This is a genomic window from Sporosarcina sp. P33, from assembly GCF_002077155.1.
In the GTDB taxonomy this organism is placed as follows: Bacteria; Bacillota; Bacilli; order Bacillales_A; family Planococcaceae; genus Sporosarcina.
The window spans coordinates 919,796-940,421 of sequence record NZ_CP015027.1 but is presented as its reverse complement, the minus strand read 5'-3'; the positions used below and the strand labels follow the sequence as shown (position 1 = coordinate 940,421).

Sequence of the window (20,626 nt, the reverse complement as noted above, 5' to 3'; positions counted from 1 at the left end):
AATACTTGTTGGTGTGCGCTATTACAATGCCGATCATCGCATTCATGCTAGGCGTCCTGTGGTCAGACGCGGGAAAAGAAGTGGAGGAGGAGTCGAGAAATGAGCAAAAGTGTATGCATCGCGCCAATAGGTAAACCAGATGTTGCGTTTGCGGAACTACATGAAACATGGAGAAGCGAAAGTGGATCTTGGAAGGTGGAGGCGAAAGTAGAAAGCGTCGAGAGCTTGCCAAAGTACAAAGTAAGGACCGTTATTATTTATAAGCGTGATACGCAAACGGGTAAATATTATGATTCGCGGGAAAACAAAAACCTTAAAATACCGCAAACGGTACTTAATAAGTATGACGAATTTATCAGTCTAGCGAAAGAGGTGAGGTAAATGTTTGACGTTACTAAAAGACCGTACATCAACGGTAAGCCTGAATTTTGGATAACAGGAATAAAAATAGAAACCAACGGATTCAAGCGTTATAAATGCAGATATTACTGCGAATGTGGACACAAGGGAAGTCATTACATCCCCCTGGGTATCCCGCAAATTGAATGTCACGAGTGTGATTATCACATTCAGGTCTTGCCAGCAGGAAGAGTCGGCCGCGATGGTATTCCAAAGCGGGACAAGCAAGGGGCCTTTTATATTGCGCACGCAAGAATGTAAAAAGCTCACTCACATGTGGAGTGTGGGTGAGCAGTGAGCGACGCTGATATATTTACTACTCTAATCATCACCTAAAACAACTATCTTGTCAACACGAAGGAGGATCATCATGGCAGATGTAAAGTGGATTAAATTAAGCGTCAGCATGTTTGATGATGAAAAGATCAAGCTAATCGAACAAATGCCCGAAGCTGACACGCTATTGGTCATTTGGTTAAAGTTGCTAGCGCAAGCGGGAAAAACGAACGCAAGCGGTTATATATACCTAAGCGAAAATATTCCGTACACAGAGGAGATGCTTGCAGCTATATTTCATCGCCCTCTAGCAACAGTTCGTCTGGCGCTCAAGACGTTTAAGGACTTTGGAATGTTGGAGTTGGATGAGCATTCATACCTAAGTATAGCGAATTGGGAGAAGCACCAGAACATTGACGGGCTAGAAAAGATGAGAAAACAAACCAGAGAAAGGGTGGCCAGGCACAGACAACTCAAGGCTATCAACGCTCCGTCAAAAAACGTCGACAAAAATGTAACGTTACACAGCGTTACAGGTAACGAAACAGTAACGAATGGTAACGCAACAGAACTAGAATTAGAACTAGAAAAGAATAAGAAAGAGATAATACCTTTTGTCGAGATAATAAATTATCTCAACAACGCAGCCTCTGCTAACTACCGTTCAACTACCAGAAAAACAAAAGATTTGATTCAAGCTAGATGGAATGAAGGTTTTAGATTAGAAGACTTTTACAAAGTTATTGATATCAAAACAAAAGAGTGGATCAACGACTCGAAAATGAGTAAGTTCATTCGTCCAGATACTCTATTTGGCACTAAGTTTGAATCTTATTTAAATCAAAAGGAGGTTAGTCGTAATGCAGAAACTATCGGACGCGATGAGCAACGTAATGGAAAACCTAAAAAAATCTGGTCGGATGGAGTCAACTTCTAATTATTGCGAACATGAATCAATCGCATCATTAGGCAGGACGATTACAAAGCGTTATCAAAAGCTTATGTTTGACGGCATAGAAGTATGTCCTAAATGCGAAAGTGAGCGAGAAACTGAAGAGTTAGAAAAGAAAGAATCTGCTCGACTTAACCGCGCGTTGTTCAGTAAAAACTATTTAACATTAGAAAGCAAATCCCTCTTTAAAGATAAAACATTGATTCGTGCAACCTTCAAAAACTATGAATGTTCACCGAACTCTGAAGAAGAGACGAATAAAGCACGCGCGATCAAAGCGGTCAATCAATACAGATCAGGCAACAAATTCAATACATTGTTTCATGGCGATCCAGGTGTCGGTAAAAGTCATCTGGCTATGAGCATCATCCGGAATATGAACGAAACGGATAATCAAGATCGCACTTGTTTGTTTATCGACATTGACGAGATGTTATCCAGAGTGCGCGACAGTTTCTCAAACAAAGAAAGTATATACACAGAGCGGTATTTCATCCAGCTGCTATCAAAGGTTGATTTTCTGGTTCTGGATGATCTGGGAGCGGAAACAGGAGCTACGGGCACGGACAAAAAAGCTTCCGACTACACAATACGCATATTAAAAGGCATAGCAGACTCCAGGCAAGACAAATCTACTATCTTCACTACCAATCTCGACCGAGAATCGTTGTGTCGCATGTATGACGCAAAAACAGTCTCCAGGCTGTTGCGCGACACATATGTAATTAAGTTTGAAAACACCTCAGATAAAAGAATACGAAATATTAATTTTTAGGAGTGAAGCCAATTGCAGCACATCATCAATCAACTAATTTTGATCGCCGGAGCTTGGAATGATTCCGGCCAGCAGGACAAAGTTCTGGAACAGCAATTCGACAACGCGCTCAAAAGTTTGCAGCAAGAAACGAACACTGATCAATCAGGCGCGATGGACATTCTACTTTCCGCGCTGAACTGAAAGGAGTGAACGACATGGATCAAGTGCTATTGGACAGCATGGATATCGATTGGGCAGTCAGAGCAGGCGAACCAGAACTTTTCCGCGAGCTATGGAATAACGGGGAACACATCGAAGACATTGCAAAAAATCTGAAACGCAAGCCGTTTGAAATCGCGCTCATGGTGTTGGAGCAAGCGCAGAACGGGTTAATAACAGAACGATCAAACGGAATATTTGGAGGTGAAATTCATGCCTGAAGAAGAACGTGGTGCGCTAATTACAGCCATTACACTTAGAAAAAATTACTCACTAGATTACTTAGAAGGATTGAACGATCAGGAACTAATTAAATTATACGACCAGTTATTTGGATCTTAAAAAAGAATAGAGGTAATCAAATGATAAATAGAGTTGTACTTGTCGGCAGGCTAACAAAAGACCCGGAGCTAAAATACACTCAAGCAGGAATTGCAGTCGTTCGTTTCACTTTAGCGGTGAATAGAGCGTTCTCGAACAATCAAGGCGAACGCGAAGCAGACTTTATCAATTGTGTGGCATGGAGAAAACAAGCGGAGAATATTTCAAATTATCTTAGAAAAGGGAGTTTGGCAGGAGTGGATGGACGAATTCAAACAGGCAGCTTTGAAGACCAGGACGGAAAGCGGGTGTATACGACAGAAGTTGTTGCAGACAGCACGCAGTTTTTGGAACCCCGTAATAATGCACAGCAAAGATCACAGCAACCTCAACAACAAACGCAATCCAATACTCAAACGAACAAATACAACAGCCCAGGCAATTACGGTGGACATTCTCAACAGTATGCACCGCCTGAAAACTCCGGCGGCTTACCAATCTACTAATATTGTCCGGGAGGTAGTAACGATGAATAGACATCGTAAAAATTGGACCGCTGAAGAAGTGGAATATTTGGAAGATCAGTGGGGTGTTATTTCTTACAAAACCATTGCGAAGAAGCTGGGGCGCACAGTTAACAGCGTAAAAATAAAAGCAACACGTCTTAATCTGGGAGATCCGCGTAAATGTTTTAACGGGTTAACGCTCTTGCAGCTGTCAGAAGTTATAGGGGTTAATTACAACGCGCTGAATCATTGGGTGAAAGTATACGACTTGCCAGTAGTAAATAAACGGCTTGCTTCCAAGAAAAGTGTCATGTTCATCAAAATAGAAGACTTTTGGAAGTGGGCTGAAAAGAACAAAGAAATGATTGATTTCTCAAGGTTTGAAAAGAATATGCTCGGTGCTGAAGAAGAGTGGGTGGGAGTGAAGCGCAGTGCAGATCAGGCGAAGCGTCTATATGTTGATAAGTCAAATAAGAACCCCTGGTCAGAAGAAGAGGATCGAATGCTTAGAAGCATGGTAAACGCACACAGCTTCACTTATCCAGAAATAGCGCAACGCCTGAAAAGGTCACAAGGTGCTGTTAAACGAAGGCTCTTGGATCTGGATATGAAAGCACGTCCAGTAAGGCTGAATAACCAAGTCAAGTATACACATGCAGATGTTGCAGCATTGCTGGATTTAGTAAGTAAAGGATACAGCATGGAAGATATCGGCTACAGATTAAATAAAAGTGCTCTCGGAATACGCGGTAAGTTGGAGCGTATGGGCTACAAGTTTAGAAATGGTGTGCCTTACAAGCTCGATGGGGAGGCAGAAGTGAATGCAAACGAAAAGCAGACGAACGAACAATCAGTGTGTACGAGCTAAACGATCGCGCAACGAAGTAATAGAAATCACGTGCCATATATGCAAGAAAGCGGAAATAGCACACGCTCACAGTTATTGCTGGCGACACAAGTTGTGTTCTGGGTGCGCTAACAGAGAGTATGCAGGTAGAGAAAATTAAAAGGTGGAGAAAATATTGGACTTAAATAAAATGTTTGAAATGCAACGCGAGTTGGATGAACGGATTGTGAAAGAGAAGGGGTTGGAAGGACAGGACCTGCTGTTGGATAAGATTTTGGCTTTGCAGGTAGAGCTAGGCGAGTGTGCGAATGAATGGCGCGGTTTTAAATTTTGGAGCGTGGATCGGGAACCGAGAATCAAAGCGTATTCACATCACGAAGAAAAACAATGCGGGGATAATGGATTTTCAAGCATAGCAAAATATGATAAAAACCCTCTGCTCGAAGAATACGTGGATTGCTTGCACTTTATTTTGTCGATTGGGTTGGATTTGGAATTTCATCTATTAGTGAAAGAAGCAAGGCCCGTGAATAACCGAAGTATTGCCAAGCAGTTCGTCTTCATTTCAACGAAAGTAGGAACGATGCTTGCCTACGAAAGTTTGCCGAATTATCTCCATATCATTGAAAACTTTATCGGCCTTGGTGAAATGCTCGGATTCACCTGGGAACAAATAGAGCAAGCCTACTACAACAAAAACAAAGTCAACCACGTTAGACAAGACACAGGGTATTGACGTGACAATAATCAATATATTCCTAGTGGCGACTTTGCTGGTAGCGTCCAGCTTGTCGCTGTTAGAAAACATACGAAAATAGGAGGCACTCTATCATGCAAGAGCAGTTAGATATTTTTTCGACAGAGGTTGAAATAATTCGCGAACAACCCATACGGATCTACGACGAGGTAAGGGTTCGTGCTGCTGTAGATGATGATGATGTTGAGACGTTTTACTACCTGCAAGAATACGAAGGACGAAAAGGACTAGTCGTTAAAAGGGTTAGCAGGAAATTGAATCAATACGAAGTAGAATTCCAAGGAAAAGAGCGGAACGGAATATTTAAAGCTGAAGAGCTATTGGTGTGTAATTGATACAAATTTCTAGGAGAAATAGGAGGAATTGAAATGACGACAAAACAAGAAGAAAACAAGCGCATGATGGAAGAAGTGTATAAGAAACGAGAAGTTTTAAAAAACGCGCCAATAACAATTGACGAGTACCAGGACTTAAAAGCACAAGGTGTTTCGGATGTAAAGATAATGAGGAAATACCAAATGCATAACGCGGGATTCAACGAATGGAAGCGTGCTGCCGGATTAATCAAGTCTGCAGGTGAATCTAAAAAGGAAGCGGCGCAACAGGCGGGAGAAAAAACAACCTCAAAAGAAGCGAAAAGTGCTGGAGAGAATATTATTGAAATCAAGCTATTGAAAGAACAAATCAATCGATTGAAGGAAAGTCACGCAAGAGATTACGAAGAGCTCCAAGAAAAATACACCAGAATCAAGTCTGAAATGAAGAGATTAGAAGTCAGTCATAACGAAGAAGCGACGGACAGGGAATACGCAGAAAAACAACTCGATAGCTCAGAGAAGGAAAACATGGTACTCAGAGGTCAAATTGAAAATGCGAAGAACGAGATTGATAGATTGAATGCAATCCAAAATACAAAGCTCGCTGATAAGCAACAAGAATCGTTCTGCGAGGCAGACTTAGCTTATAAAGAAATGCAACACCGATGCCAAGTGTTAGAAAATAAGGTGAAAATACTGGAAGATGCGGAAAAATTGAGTTTAGCCCTTGCGAAAAGGTATGTATCATTAAGCGAAAGAGCTGAGGGCTTTGCTTATGACTGAAACAGAACTACTTCACAAATTGGCAGTAAAAGCGGCTATTGGAGAAAGTGAGTATCAAGCAGATGAAGTGTTTCGTCTGCTTGAAATCACAAGGCGTATGAAGAATCGATTAGAACAAATAGCGGCAATAAAAACAGAGTCAGCTTTCCAGATTAACATGATAAAAGCGATAGCGAGAGAGGGGTTGCATCCACATGCCTAACCGAAATTATCTGATTGAAGAACAAAAGGTGCTCATCGCCAAGTTAAGTGAACAAGTAAAAATTTGTAATCGGCAATTGGAAGTAGAACAATCCGAGCGTTTTCAAGTAGAAGAAAACAACCGCCGGCTGCAGGCGATGCTCGACAGTGTGGACGTAACGCGGAATTATCGGGAGCCGGAATTGGTGGAGCAGCTAAAGTTATTGGAGGGGATGGAATGATAAAAATTAACTTACTTTACAAAAGTGGTGGAACTCAAACAATGAATGTGGAAGAAACGCCCGAAAATCAAAAAGGATTGGTTGAAATCATCGACATTATAGATGAATCGTTCAATGAAAATCTGCATTCCGTTATAAGAATAACTGAAGGTGATGCGGTTCATATCGTAAGAGTGGATGATTTGTCTTGTGTATCAATAAGTGAGACAGGTGAGTCCGCATGATCCCGGGAAAACACGGAGCCATCATCATCAATCCGACACCCACAGTCACAGTACACAAACGCAAGAAAGGCAAGCCTACGGTTATTGAGTACCAGGGCTTGCGGTTTATACAGGATGAATCGAATAGAGGGCGCAGGAAGTGATGTATTAGACGGATAAAGCGAAGGAGGGACTTCATTGACGGTAATTACTATGAAAGTTTGGGTTATAGCTTTGATTGAAAGCGCAAGTGGACCTGTAAAGCCTGTTTTTTATTACAACCCTTACGATGACACATGGACTAGGGATTCCAAGTTAGGGTGTTCGTTCAGCAGCGAGAAGGAAGCTTACGAGAAATTAGAAGAGCTGGGAGTAATTGCGGATGTTGTTGAGGGGGAAGCTCGTCTCGGCTAATACACTTTCCGAACATAAAACGAAGGAGGGACGTTATGAACATAAAAGCAAAAGACATACCAGTTAACAAGAGCGACATGACAGCGATGATCGATGCGACGGATGAAAAAGTAATTTATATTGTCGAAAATGGAAAAGTTCAAGCCATTCCATTGCCATCACATGGTATACTAGAATTACCTTGTCAGAACTACAAGATAGGTAACCTAGCATATAGGGTCACACTAAAAAGATAAACACGCTTAGTCGGAAAAACCGAGGGCGCTGAATCATTTTGTTGAAGTCAACAATTTGATTTAGCGCCTTTTTTATATTAACAGAAGGTCATTCGGTAAGACAATTCAATCTAACGAGGTGACGATAACGTGAAGATGTTGCTTGATGAGTATAAAAAGACCGCGAAATTAACCAGAGCCATGCAAAGTAATCTAAATAATAAAATAACGGATTGTGAACATGGAATTGAAACGATGAAGAATACGGGAATGGGTGCGAGTGCAGATAGAGGGGAAATCTATATGACTGCCGACGACGTCCGTGCATGGGAATCGCAATACAAGAAACTAAAAAGTGAGAATAAAGTTTTAAAACAAGAAAAAGAAATTATCAACAGTATGATATCCAGCCTAACGTACAGCATCCATTGCATCCGTTACAACACAGAGCCTCCAGTCTCGCGAAGTATTGAGCGCCGAGCATACTACGAAAGAGAAATACCTTTTGAGCATCATTGGATTGAGCGAAGGAAAGACGATGAATCATTTACTACATATGACCCATGGCCTACTGAGCAAAGTGAAGACAAAGAGTATGAAGAAAAAATACGTAAGGAGCTTGTGGAGGAGATAAAGAAATGCTTGACTCCAAGACAAGTCGACGTAATGGAATTGGTGTCTATGGACTTCTCCGCCTCACAGATAGGTGAAATGCTTGGTATAACCAGACGGGCGGTTAATTATACAATCGAAGCGGCGAGAAAGAAAATAAAGGATGAAGGGTGGCAGATGTTATGAACTCAGTGGAACCGATCCGAGAAGATGAAGATGTCGTGGCGATGGCCAACTACCTGAAAGAACGGAATGAAAGAGACTATGTTATGTTCCTGGTCGGTATCTATACTGGACTTCGGATATCTGACATACTGCCTCTGCGTGCAGCGGATGTAGAGAAAACGCATTTAGTATTGTTTGAGAAAAAGACCAGCAAGATGAAACGCATCATCCTCCATCCGCAGCTGAAGAAAGTATTGAGAGACTACACCATGAATATGAAAAGGACGCAATTGTTATTCCCTTCCCGCAAAACTGGAAGAGGCAAAAAGCAAAAACCGATTTCCAGAAAACGTGCTTACGAAATTCTGAAATCAGCATCTGAGGATTTAGGTTTTGAGATTCGGATCGGCACGCACACGATGCGCAAGACATTCGGATTTCGATACTACCAGCAGCACAAGGACGTAGCTGAGTTGCAGGAGATATACAATCACGGCTCGCAGACGGAGACCTTGCGATACATCGGAGTCATGTCGGAGCGGATCGAACAGAAGATTTATGATATGGACAGGATCAGCGGAATATGAATAGAAGCCGTAGGAACTCATATAAGGGTACATAAAAGCACTGCACACTTTCATTCGTGCGGTGCTTTCTTTACCTCCAGGCGAACGTCTAAGCGGCCAGGCGACGCATAAATAGCGTTTGAATAACTTTGAACAGGACGTTATCAGGCTTATCGACACATTCATTTTAAATAAAATCTTAAAAAGCTTAATTATCAAGGGTTTAAATGATTTATTTGAATGTAACAAAACATAGGAAATGGCACATTCAACAGTGTTTTCTTCCCACTTGCCCGCTAAGGGTGAAGAAGCAAAAATCTTGAGTGACACAAAAAGTGCCTTGAAGCCATGTGGCTCTAAGGTACAAGCTATTTTACAAAATTTTCAGAAAAAACATAGGTTCTTTGGGCGTTTTTAACTCCATACGGGTCTGGCGAGGCCCAAAAACGATCTAGTTTCATGTTTCGAAAGGTCATTTCGTTTTCGATTCATTTCGCTTTGAAAATTCGGTTTCGTAAAAGGAGGCGAGGCCATGAGTGGCAAGGGATTGAAGGAAAGAAATTATTTAGTTTCGACAGATGAAATTTGCGAAATCATGGGTTTGAGCGCACGCAGAATTCAGCAGCTGGTGGATGAAAAAGCCATCGTTCGAGCGTCACACGGCAAGTATGATTTGGTTGCCAGCGTTCGAAGCTTCAACGAATACACAAAAAACAAGCTGATTGAAGAAGATGCGGATCTTGATAAGTTGAGAGAAGAAACTCTTTGGATCAGAGCTAGGCGCATGAAGTCGGAAGCGGAATATAACATCATGTCCGGTGAATTGCACCGATCTTCTGACGTGGAAGAAGTCATGAACAAAATGATGGAGTTTTTTCGATCGCAGTTATTGTCTTTGCCTACACGCTCGGCTGGAAAAGTTTTAGGCGAGACGGACATCAATGCAATTCGCGAAACTTTAAGAAGCGACATCAAAGAGCTGATGACCATTTTGTCAGATTATGATCCGGCAGTCTTTTATGAGCAGAGTGATGACAAGATTTATGTGGAGAGCCCAGAGGAGGCCGGCGTCGTTGAAAGAAAATAAAACAGCCGGTTTATTCCGTAGGATTATCAGCCAGGGACTTACCCCTCCTCCAGATTTAACTGTATCGCAATGGGCCGATCAGCATCGTAAGCTATCGAGAGAATCATCAGCGGAGGCAGGGCAATGGAGAACGTCCAGAACTCCTTACTTGAGAGAAATTATGGACGCCATGAATGATCCATATATCGAAGACATTGTGATTATGGCTTCGGCGCAGGTGGGAAAGTCGGAAATCCTGCTGAACGGTCTCGGTTATTTTATCGACTATGACCCTTCCCCGATTCTTTTCATCCAGCCGACGGAAGCTAAAGCAAAAGACTTTTCAAAAGAGCGTATTGCCCCGATGATTCGGGATACTCCGAGATTGACTGACCGGGTAGGAAATTCTAAGACGCGGGATTCTTCCAATACGATTCTTTTTAAATCCTTCCCCGGTGGATTCATTGCACTCGGCGGGGCGAATGCGCCTGCCGGACTGGCAGCCCGTCCGATCCGCATCGTGTTAGCGGATGAGATTGACCGGTTCCCTGCTTCTGCAGGTGACGAAGGGGATCCGCTGGACTTGGCCGAGAAGAGAACTACTGCCTTTTATAACCGGAAGAAAATAAAAGTATCGACCCCGACTGTTAAAGGCGTTTCGCGGATCGAAAAAGAATTTGAACTTAGCACGATGGAATACTACAACTTACCGTGTCCTCGCTGTGAAGCGTTGCAACCATTACGGTGGAGTCAAATTGATTTTGAAACAGAATCGCACCGTTGTACAGAGTGCGGTTTTTTGAGTAATGAATTCGAGTGGAAGCGTCAAGAGGGGCATTGGATCGCCACTGCGGAATCGGCTATGCGCGGCTTCCACCTGAATGAATTGATCAGTCCGTTCAAGCGCTGGGGCGAAATCATCAACGATTTCAAAACGGCGAAGAAAAAAGGGACGGAAGCGCTGAAAGTATTCGTGAATACCTCGCTCGGCGAGAGCTGGGAAGAAGAAGGTCAAGAACTCGAAGAAGATGTGCTTTATAACCGGCGTGAAGATTATGACGCACCTGTGCCTGAGGGAGTAAAGATATTAACTGCAGCAGTCGACGTCCAGGATGATCGTTTTGAAATCGAAGTAGTGGGCTGGGGTGTCGGCAAAGAAAGCTGGGGCATCGAGTATCACATCATGCATGGCGACCTGAATGAGAACCGTATCTGGGAAGAGCTCGATAAGTATCTCCTGAAGACATGGCAGAAAGCTGACGGCCGGCAGTTCGGTATAGCCTGTACACTGATCGACAGCGGCGGACACTTCACACAAGAGGTTTACCGGTTTGTGCATCCGCGTGAAGCACGCAGAGTGTATGCCATTAAAGGGGCTTCCAGCCGGAAAGGTGAGTACACTCCGCTGATTGCCGGAACGAGCAGGCCTAAACCGATGAGAGCGTTGTTGGTTACATTGGGCGTCAATGAAGGAAAAAGCAAAGTGATGTCCAGTTTGCGTGTGGAAGAGTTTGGCCCTAACTATTGTCACTATCCAAAAGGCGGAGGGTACGGATTGGAATACTTCCGCACGTTGACGGCAGAACGATTGGAAACGCGATATGAAAAAGGTATCCCGTATCAAAAATGGGTGCAGACAAGAGCGCGGAACGAAGGTTTTGACCTCCGGGTATACAATACGGCTGCGATCGAGATTCTGAATCCAAACTTTGATGTTGAATATCAAATGATAGCCAAACCGGCAGGAAAAAGAAGAAGAAGGAGGCGCAGTCAGTGAGTAAACCTTTGATTGATTCAAAAACTGCAAGAGAGCATTTCGATGCTTGGCTGCAGGCTGAATTGCAAGTTTCACAGGGGCAGAGTTACACAATAGGCAGTCGAACACTAACTCGGGTGCATATATCCGAAATCCGAAAGATGCTGGACTACTGGCGAAACAAAGTACAGGAAGCGGAAATGATAGAGTCGGGCAGGAACGTTTCGAGGGTGCGCAGATTTATTCCGCGTGACCTGTAATTGAGGTGAAAAAATGAATCTAGTTGACAAAGTAGTGAACTACTTTAATCCTGCCGCAGGTGTGAAACGTGCGGCTCATAGAGAAGCCCGAAGCATAATAACGAATGGCTATAGTCAGCACGGCGCAAGTACCGGAAAAAACAGTACGCGCGGGTGGCAAGTTTTCTCCGGATCAGCAAAAGAAGATATTGATGCGCACAACAAAACACTACGAGAGCGTTCGCGCGATTTATACATGAGCGGCGGTATTGCAACGGGTGCAATCAAAACACTTAATACAAATGTCGTCGGCTCCGGCTTGCGACTTAATCCGCAAATCGATTATGAGTTTCTCGGAATGACGTTGGAGCAAGCGGGTGAATGGAAGCGCAATGTTAAGCGGGAGTTTGATTTATGGGCCGACAGTATAAATTGCGACGCTACTCGCGTGAATAATTTTTATGAACTTCAACAGTTGGCGTTTTTGTCGCAGTTGATGTCTGGTGATGCATTTGTCACGTTGCCTGTAAAGAAAAGAGTGGGATCACCATACGAATTGTGCATCCAGTTGATAGAGGCGGATCGCTGCAGCACGCCTACTGACAAGTGGGGATCAGACGATATAGTCAACGGTGTAGAAACCGACGAATACGGAGAAGTTGTCGCTTTTCACTTTGCAAAACATCATCCCGGATCTGCTATGTTTATGCTGACTAATCAATGGACGCGCATGGAGAGATTCGGTTCTATCACTGGACGGCCAAATGTATTGCATCTGATGGAGATGGAAAGACCGGAACAGCGCCGCGGTGTACCGATGCTTACACCGGTTATCGAGCAGCTGAAACAGTTGACCCGATATTCGGATGCTGAATTGATGGCTGCGGTGATCAACGGCATGTATGCAATTTTCATTGAATCGGAAAATGAATCAGTTCCCGGCTCCGATTTAGGCGGCATTGACCAGTCGCAACAGCAGGATTTGGGCGAAGAATACGATAACGATATCCAGATTGGTAATGGCGCGGTCAACTTCTTGAATCCCGGAGAAAAGATGGCCGAAACTAAAGTCGGACGGCCGAATACGGCGTTTGATGGTTTTGTGACATCTATTTGCCGTCAAGTGGGCGCGGCGTTAGAAATACCATACGAAATATTGCTGAAGCATTTTACTTCATCGTATTCTGCATCAAGAGCAGCGTTACTGGAAGCTTGGAAGATGTACCGAAAAAAAAGAGATGGCTTGGCTACTGATTTCTGCCAGCCTGTTTTTGAAGAATGGCTTGCTGAAGCAGTTGCGAAAGGCCGAGTGAAAGCGCCCGGCTTCTTTTCTGATCCGTCTATCCGTAAAGCATATAGTAGAGCCGAATGGAACGGTCCGTCTCAAGGTCAGTTGAATCCAGTGCAAGAGGTGCGTGCATCAATTATGAAAGTTGAGAACGGATTCTCGACGCGGGAAAAAGAGACAGTCGAACTGTCAGGCGGCAGCTATGATTCAAATCACCGCACGTTGGTCGCTGAAGAACGCGCAAGAAGAAAAGAAGGGTTGTCAAAGCCGCTTGATGATGAAGCGCGAGACTTAGAAGGAGGTGAAGAAATTAAATGAAAATCAGAATGAATGGACCAATCATTGACGATTCCGAATCATGGATTTATCGGATTTTTGGCATCGATGCAGTATATCCGAAGTCGATTAATCAACAAATCGAAAAAGCGGAGAGGGAAGGCAAGCAAGAGTTGACCGTTCTGATTAACAGCGGAGGCGGCTCTGTCTTTGCGGCATCCGAAATTTACACGGCGTTAAAGTCGTTCAAAGGGAAGGTGCATACGCAGATTGTCGGCATCGCAGCGAGCGCAGCTTCTTTTATCGCAAACGCGGGAGAATGTTCCATTTCTCCGACCGGTCAGATCATGGTGCATAATGCGTCCATGGCCAACCGTGGGGACTATCGTTCAATGGATAAATCGAGCGATATTCTTCGGAACGTCAATGCCTCTATTCGTAACGCCTACAAGGCTAAAACTGGCAAGAGTGATGAAGAAATCATCAAGCTGATGGAAGACGAAACGTGGATGACGGCCCAGCAGGCGCTGGAACTTGGATTTGTTGACAAGATCATGTTCGAGGATGACGCGTCTACGCTTGGTATTACTGCAAGCAATGAAAGCGGCGCACTTCCAAGAAATGTAGTCGACAAAATGCAAGACCTTCTGGCAGAAGGAAAAATCAAGCCGTCCAACAGCACAGGTGCTCCAGATGATGAAAAACAGACTTTGGAAGCGTTGCTGTCATCCGGCGACATTACTCTGGAGGATATTCAGAATGTATTAAACGGTTCGTCTGCCATCAGTAATCAAAAAAATAACCAACCTGAACAAGGAGATGAAAAAATGGATATCGAAAAAATCAAAAATGATCACCCGGAACTGTATAAATCGATTAAAGAAGAAGGATACGAGGAAGGCGTGACTGCAGAAAGAGAACGGATCCAATCTATCGAAGATTTATCTTACCCAGGTGTTGAAGACCTGGTCAATAAAGCGAAGTTTGAAAACAGTGTGACGGCCCCAGAGCTGGCTATGCAAATCGTAAAAGCTGAAAAAGCGATGGGTACAAAGTTTTTAAATGACCGAAATGCCGATGCACAAAATGCCGGAACTGTACCGCCGGGATCTATTGACGAAGCGGACAAAAAACAAAAGAGCGCAGAAAATGCTAGTGCTTTGGCTGCCGCTATGGGAGGGTCAAGAAAATGAAAAAACAACTTTTTGAAAAAGTCGGAACGAGCCGACCTGACAATCTGATTGCAGATATTTCTTTTCCTTTGCAGACAGGATCCGGAGTCATTAAGGCGGCGGCTGGACCGCTTCTGCGTGGAACGCTGCTAGGAAAAGATACCGGCGGAGAACTTGTCATGGCTTCTTCGACGGTCGAAGCAGACTGCATTTTAGCGGACAATGTTGTGGTAGGTGAAGAAGCAGAAACGGTAGTGACGTATATTTCAGGAGCTTTTGCAATTCGTGAACTAATTGCGGAGAACGATGTAATGTCTCACCAGGAAGCGCTCCGCACCAAAGGCATTTATATTAAAGCAACTGTAGGGGGAGAATAAAATATGGATCTATTAACAACTCATGAAATGCTGGAAGCGATCGAAACAGTCGGTCGACCTAAAACATTTCTAAAAGACACGTTCTTTGCCGGTGAAAAAACTTTCGTCACGGAAGAAGTGCTGTTTGACGTAAAAAAAGGTCGCCGCCTCATGGCTCCTGTAGTTGCTCCTCGCGTAGGCGGGATCACTGTAGAGAGGGACGCGTTCCGCACTGAAAAACTGCTCGCTCCTCGCGTGGCTCCTCAGCGAGTTATGACACTCGATGATTTGATGAAAAGAGGCTTCGGTGAGCAAGTCAACAGCCGAAAGACTCCTGCGCAGCGCCAACTTGAGTTGACGGCTCAAGACCTAACGGAACTCAACGACTCGATTTCACGACGTGAAGAATGGATGGCAGCGCAGGCGTTATTCGAAGGACAAGTCACGCTGCGCGGAAGAGTGAGCGACACGAACGATCGATACGTTGAGCAACAAGTTGATTACGGTTTTACAAATAAAGTCGTACTTTCCGGTACATCTATGTGGGCCGGAGCGGACTCTGACATTGTCGGCAACATCCGATCTTGGCGCCAGCGCGTCATTAAGTCGTCTGGGGTAGCGCCGGATACCTTGATTCTTGGAGAAGATGCTGTAACAGCGTTTTTGAATGATAAAAATCTGCAATCTCTCTTGGATAAACGACGGATCAACATGATGGAAATTGAGCCGCGTCTTGTAAATGATGCTATCACCTTCCTTGGCAGACTTCCTGGACTGGGTGTCGACGTTTATGCATATGACGAGTGGTACTTGGATGACGATGGCACGGAAAAACCTTACGTTCCTGCCAATGCGGCGGTGCTCGCGAAATCAGGAAGCGGAGCGTTTGCTTACGGCGCTATTACTCAGATGGATGAAGACACGAAAAACTTTGTTACTACGGAAGGGCGGGCGGTTCCTAAACGATGGAACGACGTGGATAACGATATTAAAATGCTTCGTTTGACATCTCGTCCGGTACCTATGCCGACTGACGTTGACGGCTGGCTTGTAGCGCAAGTAGTAGGATAAAGGAGGGGTAGACATGCCGATTAAATTATTAGTTGATGTACTGCATAGCGGAACCAGCTACAAGGCTGATACCATTATTTCTGCAAAGAATATGACGAAAAAGGAAGTCCAGCGATTGATTGATATCAAGGCGGCTGAAAAAACAAATGAAACACCGGCGGTAGAAGATAACGGAGCGCCTCCAGCTACCCAAGATATCGAATCAGAAGGCTTGAATGATGCTGACGACCTGATGTCCGATGATGAAGTATACAAAGAAATCGATGAAGGTTTCAGCATGGCTGAACTCAAACGTGAAGCTGAAGGGTTGGAAATGGAGTTTGCTAAAAACATTTCTAAGAAGGACTTGATTGATCAGATCATCGCCGAGGAACAGGATGAACATTTCTTGGACATCCTTGATCAGCGATGAACTTTAAAGCGTCTGTCGCGCTTGATAATGACGCGGTCTTTCTGAATTTTGATGAGTTCGGCGAACTGGCAGAAGTAAACGGCAAGCCGGCAGTGGTAATTATCGATGAAGATGAATTGGAAAAGAGAAATCTTGCTAAAACAAGTGTTGCCTCTGACGTAGAAGGACTGTCTTTGTCGGAAGTGCTTTTTTATATAAGCGCCCGGCACTTCGACCATCGCCCGCAAACTTTCAAGCGTATGGACTTCAACGGGAAAAGGTACATGATTGACGCGGTCTATGAGCAAATGGGAATCTTGACGATTATGTTGTCGAGGTACACCGGATGAGTATCGTGATAAAAGTTGACGATGCCACGCTTCGTGACATTCGCGTGAAACTGGCCGAGATTCCTGAAAAAGCTCCGAATGCCATTTCGGCTTCACTTAACCGGACGGTGACAAATATTTCTTCCAACCTTAGCAAGGAGATCCGGAAGACGTATACCGTAAAGGCGCGAGATATAAAAGACACTATTACAAGGACAAGAGCAAACCCTAAGAAGCTTTCTGCTTCCGTACAATCCAAAGGCGGCACGATGGGGCTGGACAAATTCAAGACGTCTGCGCTTATGGTCACAAAAAACAAAGGCGGAGTAAAAAGCGTCCAACTTAATTGTAAGCCGATCAAGGCCGCTGTAAAAAAAGGGCGATTGAAGACGGTTGTGAATGCTTTCGCGGCAACAGCGAACGGCGCTAAAATATTTAAGCGAAAAACGAAAAAGAGACTGCCAATCGAAAGGCTGCATGGTCCTTCCGTTCCTCAAATGGCCGGTAATCCCCAAGTGGTGGAGGTCGTGGAAAGAGAAGGGCAGGCCATGTTCGACCGTCGTATTGATCATGAAATCAACAGAATTTTAGACAAGTTAGGAGGTTCGCGATGACTCCCGCTGACCTACAAAACAGTGCAATGAAAAGAATCGCAGAAATATTAAAGGACTTTCCATTGGCGACAGGCTATAACGATCTGTCGCCTTTTAAAGTTTACAAACAAAGCATCCCCGAGCAGACCGTTGACCAATACGATTACTCCGATGGACAAGATGCTGAAAAGGCGATCTATCCTTTTGTGATGGTTAAGTTGTCCAGCGGCGAGAAAAAAGAAAGCAGCGGGGAGCAACAGAATTATCTGCAGTTTGTAATCGGCGTGAAAAATGAAGATCTCAACGGTAAAGGTTTTGATGACGCTCTGGCTGCTATGCAGGCAATCCAGATGGATATCGAGCAAAACCCGCTGATTGACAAAAGATTTTCGCTGGATTATCCGATCACCTGGGCGACCGCTGACGAAAACACCCATCCTTATTATTTTATAGGGATGGAAACAACATGGAACTCGCAGACAATGACAAATTTAGGAGGTTTTCCGAATGGCTATTGATAAAGAAAGTAAGGACGTAAAAAAATCTTTAAAAGTTGAGCGTCCTGTTCCGGCGGCCGAACCTTCCGTTCTGCTTCCGGAAGAAAAGAAGCTCGCTGAAAAGAATGAAGGGGCGGTTGAACTTACACAGCGCATTTATGTAGGTCCTAATATGCCTGAGCTGCCAAAATATACGGTGGTCGAGGATGGATACACTCCTCACATCGAGGGGATTATTGGAAGATGCCCTGCGGTCGATAAAATGTTTGTAAAAATTCCAGACATGAATCGAGTTGAGACGAGGTCGGCTGAAGCGGGAACGCGCCAGCATCGTGATTACAACCTCATTGTGAAATATATGACTGGAAAGGATGAGTAAACATGGCAGGATACAAACACGGCGTTTATACACACGAAGTACCGACGTCCATCATACCTCCCGTCAGCTCTATCGCGGGACTGACGGTAGTGTTCGGGACATCTCCTATTAATCTAACCGATCCGTCCAATGTTAACAAAGCGGTGCTGGCTTACACCTACAAAGAAGCAGTGCAAAAAATGGGGTACAGTGAGGACTTTGACAATTACACAATTTCGGAAGCAATCAGCTCTCACTTTGGGTTGTTCGCTGTTTCTCCGTTAGTCATGGTCAACGTACTGGATCCTGAGAAACATAAAAAGTCAGGAACCGCTAACTTAAACGTAATAGACGGGGAAGCAGTTCTAAAAAAAGAAGGGGTGCTCACAGATTCGCTCGTTGTTAAAAACGAAGATGGTACAACCACTTACGAGAAAACGGATTATGATCACGAATTCGACGACGATGGACATCTCCATATTTTCATTGATGCAGCTGAAAAGATTCAAGTGGAGTTCAATCAATTGGACCCCTCCATGGTCACAACATCTGATATTATCGGCGGTGTTTCGCTGGACGGCGGAAGCAAAGGGCTGGAAGTTTTGAATGAAGTGTTCCCGCGATTCCGCTTGGTTCCGGGTATCGTGATTGCTCCCAAGTACTCTTGCGATCCTGCGGTAACAGCTGTATTGAAGGCGAAAGCAACGAATGTAAACGGCGTATTTAAAGCAATCGCCATTACGGATATACCTACCGACGAAGTGAAGGACTACACAGCTGTGCCTGAATACAAAAACCAAAAGAATTTGGACTCTCCGGATCTTATCGTATGTTGGCCAAAGGTTTCTCTTGGTGGCAAGCAGTATCATATGTCTACGCAGCTAGCCAGTCTTGCCAACAAAACTGACGGAGCGAATGAGGGTATCCCTTACAAATCGCCATCTAATAAAAACCTACAAATGGACGCGTGTGTTTTGAAAGACGGAACAGAAATCACGCTCGGCCTAGAGCAGGCGAACTATCTGAATGGCCAAGGAATCGTAACTGCGCTTAACTGGATTGGAGGATGGAGGGCTTGGGGCAACCGGACAAGCTGTTATCCAGGAAACACCGATCCGAAAGACGCTTTTATCCCTGTCCGCCGCATGTTTATTTACGAACAAAACCAAGTGATTTTGACATACTGGCAAAAGGTTGACGAACCTGGAAATAGGAAACTAATCGAGACGGTAATCGATAGCAAAAACATCGACTTAAACGGCAAAGCAGCAAGAGGGTTTATCCTTGGAGGCCGTGTGGAATTCCGAGAAGAAGAAAACCCGCTGACTGGATTAATGGACGGCACATATACTTTCCATGTTTTTATCACGCCTCCAACACCAGCCAGAGAGCTGAAGTGGCTCTTTGAGTTTGACCCGTCATACTTCGATACGTTATTTGGTTAAAAAAGGGAGGAATAATTAATGGCTAACAAAATTTCTGAAAAACTAACGAACTTCTCTGCTTATGCAGAGGGGGATCGTTGGCTCGGCATCACAGACGTTGAACTGCCGTCGCTTGACGCCATGACTGAAACACTAAGTGGCGCAGGTATTAACGGCGAACTGGACATGCCTGTAATCGGGCATTATGGCTCTATGACCGTTAAACTTAATTGGCGCACTTTGGGGCCTGAAGCGATCGAACTCGCCGAACAAAGAGTACACGCGCTGGACTTCCGAGGGAGCCAGCAAGTCTTTAATGCGGGGGCGGGGGTTTACGAACACCAACCGGTAAAAGTCACAATCCGAGCCATTCCTAAAACGACTACTCCAGGAAAATTTGAGCCAGGTTCTACAACGGGCACAGGCAACGAATTGGAATGTACGTATATCAAAAAAGAAATCGATGGAAAGCGTGTGCTAGAAATCGATAAATTGAATTTCATTTCTTTCGTCAATGGAAAAGACGAACTGGAGCAAGTGCGAAAGAATTTAGGTATGTAATATGACTGTACACAAAAAGGAGACTATTACAATGACAGAAAATAAAGAATTGCCAACAATCGATATGACACAAGAAGTGCTAGAAGAGGATGGAGTAGAGAAAGTGAAGCTTAAAAGGCCAGTCGACTTCGAGGGGCAGACTTACCGCTCTGTAAAACTCCGACTGGAAAATCTGACAGGTGCGGACATTGAAGCTGCCGAAGTCCAATTCATGGCATCAAATCCTGAAATCGCGGCTACAACACCGCTGAAAGAAATGTCCAAAGGCTTTTTGTCGATCGTTGCGGCTAAAGCAATGGGCAAGCCAGTTGAATTCGTGAAGAAGCTATCTGCTCCTGATTACTCTCGAGTGACGACAAAGGTGCAGATTTTTTTGATGAGTGGGGAATAAGCGAGTATCCGGGTCACATTATCCGGAGATCGCTGTTGTACTGCTCTTTGCGAACTAAAACTCCAATCACTCACTGGGAGCAGCTGTCGATTCGCAGGTTACTTCTGTGGAAGCAGCTGATTGAGGA

Annotated in this window: 34 protein-coding genes; all 34 read left to right on the top strand. The window is 44.4% G+C overall.

The window, feature by feature from the left end; translation table 11 throughout:
• The first annotated feature begins 99 nt into the window (after positions 1–99).
• The 34 genes from SporoP33_RS04700 to SporoP33_RS04545 all read left to right on the top strand — a co-directional run bounded on the left by SporoP33_RS04700 (position 100) and on the right by SporoP33_RS04545 (position 20,499).
• On the top strand, positions 100–381 hold the full coding sequence (locus SporoP33_RS04700) for a hypothetical protein (RefSeq protein WP_081242661.1): 282 nt from the start codon (positions 100–102) through the stop codon (positions 379–381).
• Positions 382–660, top strand: a complete 279-nt coding sequence (locus SporoP33_RS04695) for a hypothetical protein (RefSeq protein WP_081242660.1) — start codon at positions 382–384, stop codon at positions 658–660.
• A 109-nt stretch (positions 661–769) separates the two neighbouring features.
• The gene (locus SporoP33_RS04690; protein ID WP_081242659.1) at positions 770–1,612 is read left to right on the top strand and encodes a phage replisome organizer N-terminal domain-containing protein; all 843 of its coding nucleotides are present in this window, start codon (positions 770–772) and stop codon (positions 1,610–1,612) included.
• Positions 1,536–2,402: a DnaA ATPase domain-containing protein gene (locus SporoP33_RS04685; RefSeq protein ID WP_081242658.1), complete on the top strand. Its 867-nt coding sequence runs from the start codon at positions 1,536–1,538 to the stop codon at positions 2,400–2,402. The genes SporoP33_RS04690 and SporoP33_RS04685 overlap by 77 nt, the downstream gene beginning before the upstream one ends.
• Positions 2,403–2,414: 12 nt before the next feature.
• The gene (locus SporoP33_RS15940; RefSeq protein WP_155961309.1) at positions 2,415–2,585 is read left to right on the top strand and encodes a hypothetical protein; all 171 of its coding nucleotides are present in this window, start codon (positions 2,415–2,417) and stop codon (positions 2,583–2,585) included.
• A 14-nt stretch (positions 2,586–2,599) separates the two neighbouring features.
• Positions 2,600–2,824 (top strand): hypothetical protein, encoded by a 225-nt coding sequence (locus SporoP33_RS04680; protein WP_081242657.1) that lies wholly within the window; start codon positions 2,600–2,602, stop codon positions 2,822–2,824.
• Positions 2,817–2,945: a hypothetical protein gene (locus tag SporoP33_RS16420; protein ID WP_255363024.1), complete on the top strand. Its 129-nt coding sequence runs from the start codon at positions 2,817–2,819 to the stop codon at positions 2,943–2,945. Before SporoP33_RS04680 ends, SporoP33_RS16420 begins: the two co-directional genes overlap by 8 nt.
• Positions 2,946–2,965: 20 nt before the next feature.
• Positions 2,966–3,430: a single-stranded DNA-binding protein gene (gene ssb, locus SporoP33_RS04675; RefSeq protein WP_081242656.1), complete on the top strand. Its 465-nt coding sequence runs from the start codon at positions 2,966–2,968 to the stop codon at positions 3,428–3,430.
• A 22-nt stretch (positions 3,431–3,452) separates the two neighbouring features.
• Complete coding sequence (locus tag SporoP33_RS04670; protein ID WP_081242655.1) at positions 3,453–4,298, top strand: SANT/Myb-like DNA-binding domain-containing protein; 846 nt, start codon at positions 3,453–3,455, stop codon at positions 4,296–4,298.
• Between the two features lie 154 nt (positions 4,299–4,452).
• Complete coding sequence (locus tag SporoP33_RS04665; RefSeq protein ID WP_081242654.1) at positions 4,453–5,013, top strand: dUTP diphosphatase; 561 nt, start codon at positions 4,453–4,455, stop codon at positions 5,011–5,013.
• A 95-nt stretch (positions 5,014–5,108) separates the two neighbouring features.
• Positions 5,109–5,369, top strand: coding sequence for a hypothetical protein (locus SporoP33_RS04660; protein WP_081242653.1), 261 nt, complete (start codon positions 5,109–5,111; stop codon positions 5,367–5,369).
• Positions 5,370–5,402: 33 nt separating this feature from the next.
• Entirely contained in the window at positions 5,403–6,134 is a 732-nt protein-coding gene (locus SporoP33_RS04655; RefSeq protein ID WP_081242652.1) for a hypothetical protein, read from the top strand.
• Positions 6,127–6,336, top strand: coding sequence for a hypothetical protein (locus SporoP33_RS04650; RefSeq protein ID WP_081242651.1), 210 nt, complete (start codon positions 6,127–6,129; stop codon positions 6,334–6,336). The genes SporoP33_RS04655 and SporoP33_RS04650 overlap by 8 nt, the downstream gene beginning before the upstream one ends.
• The gene (locus SporoP33_RS04645) at positions 6,329–6,556 is read left to right on the top strand and encodes a hypothetical protein (protein ID WP_081242650.1); all 228 of its coding nucleotides are present in this window, start codon (positions 6,329–6,331) and stop codon (positions 6,554–6,556) included. The genes SporoP33_RS04650 and SporoP33_RS04645 overlap by 8 nt, the downstream gene beginning before the upstream one ends.
• The gene (locus tag SporoP33_RS04640; RefSeq protein ID WP_081242649.1) at positions 6,553–6,780 is read left to right on the top strand and encodes a hypothetical protein; all 228 of its coding nucleotides are present in this window, start codon (positions 6,553–6,555) and stop codon (positions 6,778–6,780) included. The genes SporoP33_RS04645 and SporoP33_RS04640 overlap by 4 nt, the downstream gene beginning before the upstream one ends.
• Before the next feature lie 177 nt (positions 6,781–6,957).
• A complete protein-coding gene (locus SporoP33_RS04635) occupies positions 6,958–7,173 on the top strand; it encodes a hypothetical protein (RefSeq protein WP_081242648.1) in 216 nt (71 codons plus the stop codon).
• A 35-nt stretch (positions 7,174–7,208) separates the two neighbouring features.
• On the top strand, positions 7,209–7,409 hold the full coding sequence (locus SporoP33_RS04630; protein ID WP_081242647.1) for a hypothetical protein: 201 nt from the start codon (positions 7,209–7,211) through the stop codon (positions 7,407–7,409).
• A gap of 135 nt (positions 7,410–7,544) precedes the next feature.
• Positions 7,545–8,186, top strand: coding sequence for a LuxR C-terminal-related transcriptional regulator (locus tag SporoP33_RS04625; RefSeq protein ID WP_231293330.1), 642 nt, complete (start codon positions 7,545–7,547; stop codon positions 8,184–8,186).
• Entirely contained in the window at positions 8,183–8,752 is a 570-nt protein-coding gene (locus SporoP33_RS04620; protein WP_081242645.1) for a tyrosine-type recombinase/integrase, read from the top strand. The genes SporoP33_RS04625 and SporoP33_RS04620 overlap by 4 nt, the downstream gene beginning before the upstream one ends.
• 511 nt (positions 8,753–9,263) lie before the next feature.
• Entirely contained in the window at positions 9,264–9,818 is a 555-nt protein-coding gene (locus tag SporoP33_RS04615) for a type IV toxin-antitoxin system AbiEi family antitoxin domain-containing protein (RefSeq protein WP_081242644.1), read from the top strand.
• Positions 9,805–11,574: a phage terminase large subunit family protein gene (locus SporoP33_RS04610; RefSeq protein WP_196796858.1), complete on the top strand. Its 1,770-nt coding sequence runs from the start codon at positions 9,805–9,807 to the stop codon at positions 11,572–11,574. Before SporoP33_RS04615 ends, SporoP33_RS04610 begins: the two co-directional genes overlap by 14 nt.
• On the top strand, positions 11,571–11,813 hold the full coding sequence (locus SporoP33_RS04605; RefSeq protein WP_196796857.1) for a DUF6148 family protein: 243 nt from the start codon (positions 11,571–11,573) through the stop codon (positions 11,811–11,813). The genes SporoP33_RS04610 and SporoP33_RS04605 overlap by 4 nt, the downstream gene beginning before the upstream one ends.
• 13 nt (positions 11,814–11,826) lie before the next feature.
• Complete coding sequence (locus SporoP33_RS04600; RefSeq protein WP_081242643.1) at positions 11,827–13,398, top strand: phage portal protein; 1,572 nt, start codon at positions 11,827–11,829, stop codon at positions 13,396–13,398.
• A complete protein-coding gene (locus SporoP33_RS04595; protein WP_081242642.1) occupies positions 13,395–14,549 on the top strand; it encodes a head maturation protease, ClpP-related in 1,155 nt (384 codons plus the stop codon). The genes SporoP33_RS04600 and SporoP33_RS04595 overlap by 4 nt, the downstream gene beginning before the upstream one ends.
• A complete protein-coding gene (locus tag SporoP33_RS04590; protein WP_081242641.1) occupies positions 14,546–14,905 on the top strand; it encodes a hypothetical protein in 360 nt (119 codons plus the stop codon). Before SporoP33_RS04595 ends, SporoP33_RS04590 begins: the two co-directional genes overlap by 4 nt.
• A 3-nt stretch (positions 14,906–14,908) precedes the next feature.
• A complete protein-coding gene (locus SporoP33_RS04585) occupies positions 14,909–15,955 on the top strand; it encodes a major capsid protein (RefSeq protein WP_196796856.1) in 1,047 nt (348 codons plus the stop codon).
• A 13-nt stretch (positions 15,956–15,968) separates the two neighbouring features.
• Positions 15,969–16,367, top strand: a complete 399-nt coding sequence (locus SporoP33_RS04580) for a hypothetical protein (RefSeq protein ID WP_081242640.1) — start codon at positions 15,969–15,971, stop codon at positions 16,365–16,367.
• Positions 16,364–16,696, top strand: coding sequence for a hypothetical protein (locus tag SporoP33_RS04575; RefSeq protein WP_081242639.1), 333 nt, complete (start codon positions 16,364–16,366; stop codon positions 16,694–16,696). Before SporoP33_RS04580 ends, SporoP33_RS04575 begins: the two co-directional genes overlap by 4 nt.
• A complete protein-coding gene (locus SporoP33_RS04570; protein WP_081242638.1) occupies positions 16,693–17,289 on the top strand; it encodes a phage tail protein in 597 nt (198 codons plus the stop codon). Before SporoP33_RS04575 ends, SporoP33_RS04570 begins: the two co-directional genes overlap by 4 nt.
• Complete coding sequence (locus tag SporoP33_RS04565; protein WP_081242637.1) at positions 17,286–17,786, top strand: hypothetical protein; 501 nt, start codon at positions 17,286–17,288, stop codon at positions 17,784–17,786. The genes SporoP33_RS04570 and SporoP33_RS04565 overlap by 4 nt, the downstream gene beginning before the upstream one ends.
• Complete coding sequence (locus SporoP33_RS04560) at positions 17,776–18,144, top strand: hypothetical protein (RefSeq protein WP_081242636.1); 369 nt, start codon at positions 17,776–17,778, stop codon at positions 18,142–18,144. Before SporoP33_RS04565 ends, SporoP33_RS04560 begins: the two co-directional genes overlap by 11 nt.
• A 2-nt stretch (positions 18,145–18,146) precedes the next feature.
• Entirely contained in the window at positions 18,147–19,568 is a 1,422-nt protein-coding gene (locus SporoP33_RS04555; RefSeq protein ID WP_081242635.1) for a phage tail sheath family protein, read from the top strand.
• A gap of 18 nt (positions 19,569–19,586) precedes the next feature.
• Positions 19,587–20,108 carry a phage major tail tube protein gene (locus tag SporoP33_RS04550; protein WP_081242634.1) on the top strand — a complete coding sequence of 174 codons (522 nt, stop codon included), beginning with the start codon at positions 19,587–19,589 and terminating at the stop codon, positions 20,106–20,108.
• A gap of 31 nt (positions 20,109–20,139) precedes the next feature.
• Complete coding sequence (locus SporoP33_RS04545; RefSeq protein WP_196796855.1) at positions 20,140–20,499, top strand: phage tail assembly protein; 360 nt, start codon at positions 20,140–20,142, stop codon at positions 20,497–20,499.
• The last annotated feature ends 127 nt before the right edge of the window (positions 20,500–20,626 follow it).

What these genes read in the sequence shown, in the direction of transcription:
- SporoP33_RS04575 (WP_081242639.1), top strand. Translation starts at nt 16,364, where the DNA reads ATGAACTTTAAAGCGTCTGTCGCGCTTGATAATGACGCGGTCTTTCTG.
- SporoP33_RS04555 (WP_081242635.1), top strand. Translation starts at nt 18,147, where the DNA reads ATGGCAGGATACAAACACGGCGTTTATACACACGAAGTACCGACGTCC.
- SporoP33_RS04600 (WP_081242643.1), top strand. Translation starts at nt 11,827, where the DNA reads ATGAATCTAGTTGACAAAGTAGTGAACTACTTTAATCCTGCCGCAGGT.
- SporoP33_RS04670 (WP_081242655.1), top strand. Translation starts at nt 3,453, where the DNA reads ATGAATAGACATCGTAAAAATTGGACCGCTGAAGAAGTGGAATATTTG.
- SporoP33_RS04615 (WP_081242644.1), top strand. Translation starts at nt 9,264, where the DNA reads ATGAGTGGCAAGGGATTGAAGGAAAGAAATTATTTAGTTTCGACAGAT.
- SporoP33_RS04580 (WP_081242640.1), top strand. Translation starts at nt 15,969, where the DNA reads ATGCCGATTAAATTATTAGTTGATGTACTGCATAGCGGAACCAGCTAC.
- SporoP33_RS04550 (WP_081242634.1), top strand. Translation starts at nt 19,587, where the DNA reads ATGGCTAACAAAATTTCTGAAAAACTAACGAACTTCTCTGCTTATGCA.
- ssb (WP_081242656.1), top strand. Translation starts at nt 2,966, where the DNA reads ATGATAAATAGAGTTGTACTTGTCGGCAGGCTAACAAAAGACCCGGAG.
- SporoP33_RS04695 (WP_081242660.1), top strand. Translation starts at nt 382, where the DNA reads ATGTTTGACGTTACTAAAAGACCGTACATCAACGGTAAGCCTGAATTT.
- SporoP33_RS04560 (WP_081242636.1), top strand. Translation starts at nt 17,776, where the DNA reads ATGGCTATTGATAAAGAAAGTAAGGACGTAAAAAAATCTTTAAAAGTT.
- SporoP33_RS04585 (WP_196796856.1), top strand. Translation starts at nt 14,909, where the DNA reads ATGGATCTATTAACAACTCATGAAATGCTGGAAGCGATCGAAACAGTC.
- SporoP33_RS04655 (WP_081242652.1), top strand. Translation starts at nt 5,403, where the DNA reads ATGACGACAAAACAAGAAGAAAACAAGCGCATGATGGAAGAAGTGTAT.
- SporoP33_RS04680 (WP_081242657.1), top strand. Translation starts at nt 2,600, where the DNA reads ATGGATCAAGTGCTATTGGACAGCATGGATATCGATTGGGCAGTCAGA.
- SporoP33_RS04590 (WP_081242641.1), top strand. Translation starts at nt 14,546, where the DNA reads ATGAAAAAACAACTTTTTGAAAAAGTCGGAACGAGCCGACCTGACAAT.
- SporoP33_RS04595 (WP_081242642.1), top strand. Translation starts at nt 13,395, where the DNA reads ATGAAAATCAGAATGAATGGACCAATCATTGACGATTCCGAATCATGG.
- SporoP33_RS04545 (WP_196796855.1), top strand. Translation starts at nt 20,140, where the DNA reads ATGACAGAAAATAAAGAATTGCCAACAATCGATATGACACAAGAAGTG.
- SporoP33_RS04625 (WP_231293330.1), top strand. Translation starts at nt 7,545, where the DNA reads ATGTTGCTTGATGAGTATAAAAAGACCGCGAAATTAACCAGAGCCATG.
- SporoP33_RS04685 (WP_081242658.1), top strand. Translation starts at nt 1,536, where the DNA reads ATGCAGAAACTATCGGACGCGATGAGCAACGTAATGGAAAACCTAAAA.
- SporoP33_RS04700 (WP_081242661.1), top strand. Translation starts at nt 100, where the DNA reads ATGAGCAAAAGTGTATGCATCGCGCCAATAGGTAAACCAGATGTTGCG.
- SporoP33_RS04630 (WP_081242647.1), top strand. Translation starts at nt 7,209, where the DNA reads ATGAACATAAAAGCAAAAGACATACCAGTTAACAAGAGCGACATGACA.
- SporoP33_RS04570 (WP_081242638.1), top strand. Translation starts at nt 16,693, where the DNA reads ATGAGTATCGTGATAAAAGTTGACGATGCCACGCTTCGTGACATTCGC.
- SporoP33_RS04565 (WP_081242637.1), top strand. Translation starts at nt 17,286, where the DNA reads ATGACTCCCGCTGACCTACAAAACAGTGCAATGAAAAGAATCGCAGAA.
- SporoP33_RS04640 (WP_081242649.1), top strand. Translation starts at nt 6,553, where the DNA reads ATGATAAAAATTAACTTACTTTACAAAAGTGGTGGAACTCAAACAATG.
- SporoP33_RS04645 (WP_081242650.1), top strand. Translation starts at nt 6,329, where the DNA reads ATGCCTAACCGAAATTATCTGATTGAAGAACAAAAGGTGCTCATCGCC.
- SporoP33_RS04660 (WP_081242653.1), top strand. Translation starts at nt 5,109, where the DNA reads ATGCAAGAGCAGTTAGATATTTTTTCGACAGAGGTTGAAATAATTCGC.
- SporoP33_RS16420 (WP_255363024.1), top strand. Translation starts at nt 2,817, where the DNA reads ATGCCTGAAGAAGAACGTGGTGCGCTAATTACAGCCATTACACTTAGA.
- SporoP33_RS04620 (WP_081242645.1), top strand. Translation starts at nt 8,183, where the DNA reads ATGAACTCAGTGGAACCGATCCGAGAAGATGAAGATGTCGTGGCGATG.
- SporoP33_RS04650 (WP_081242651.1), top strand. Translation starts at nt 6,127, where the DNA reads ATGACTGAAACAGAACTACTTCACAAATTGGCAGTAAAAGCGGCTATT.
- SporoP33_RS04690 (WP_081242659.1), top strand. Translation starts at nt 770, where the DNA reads ATGGCAGATGTAAAGTGGATTAAATTAAGCGTCAGCATGTTTGATGAT.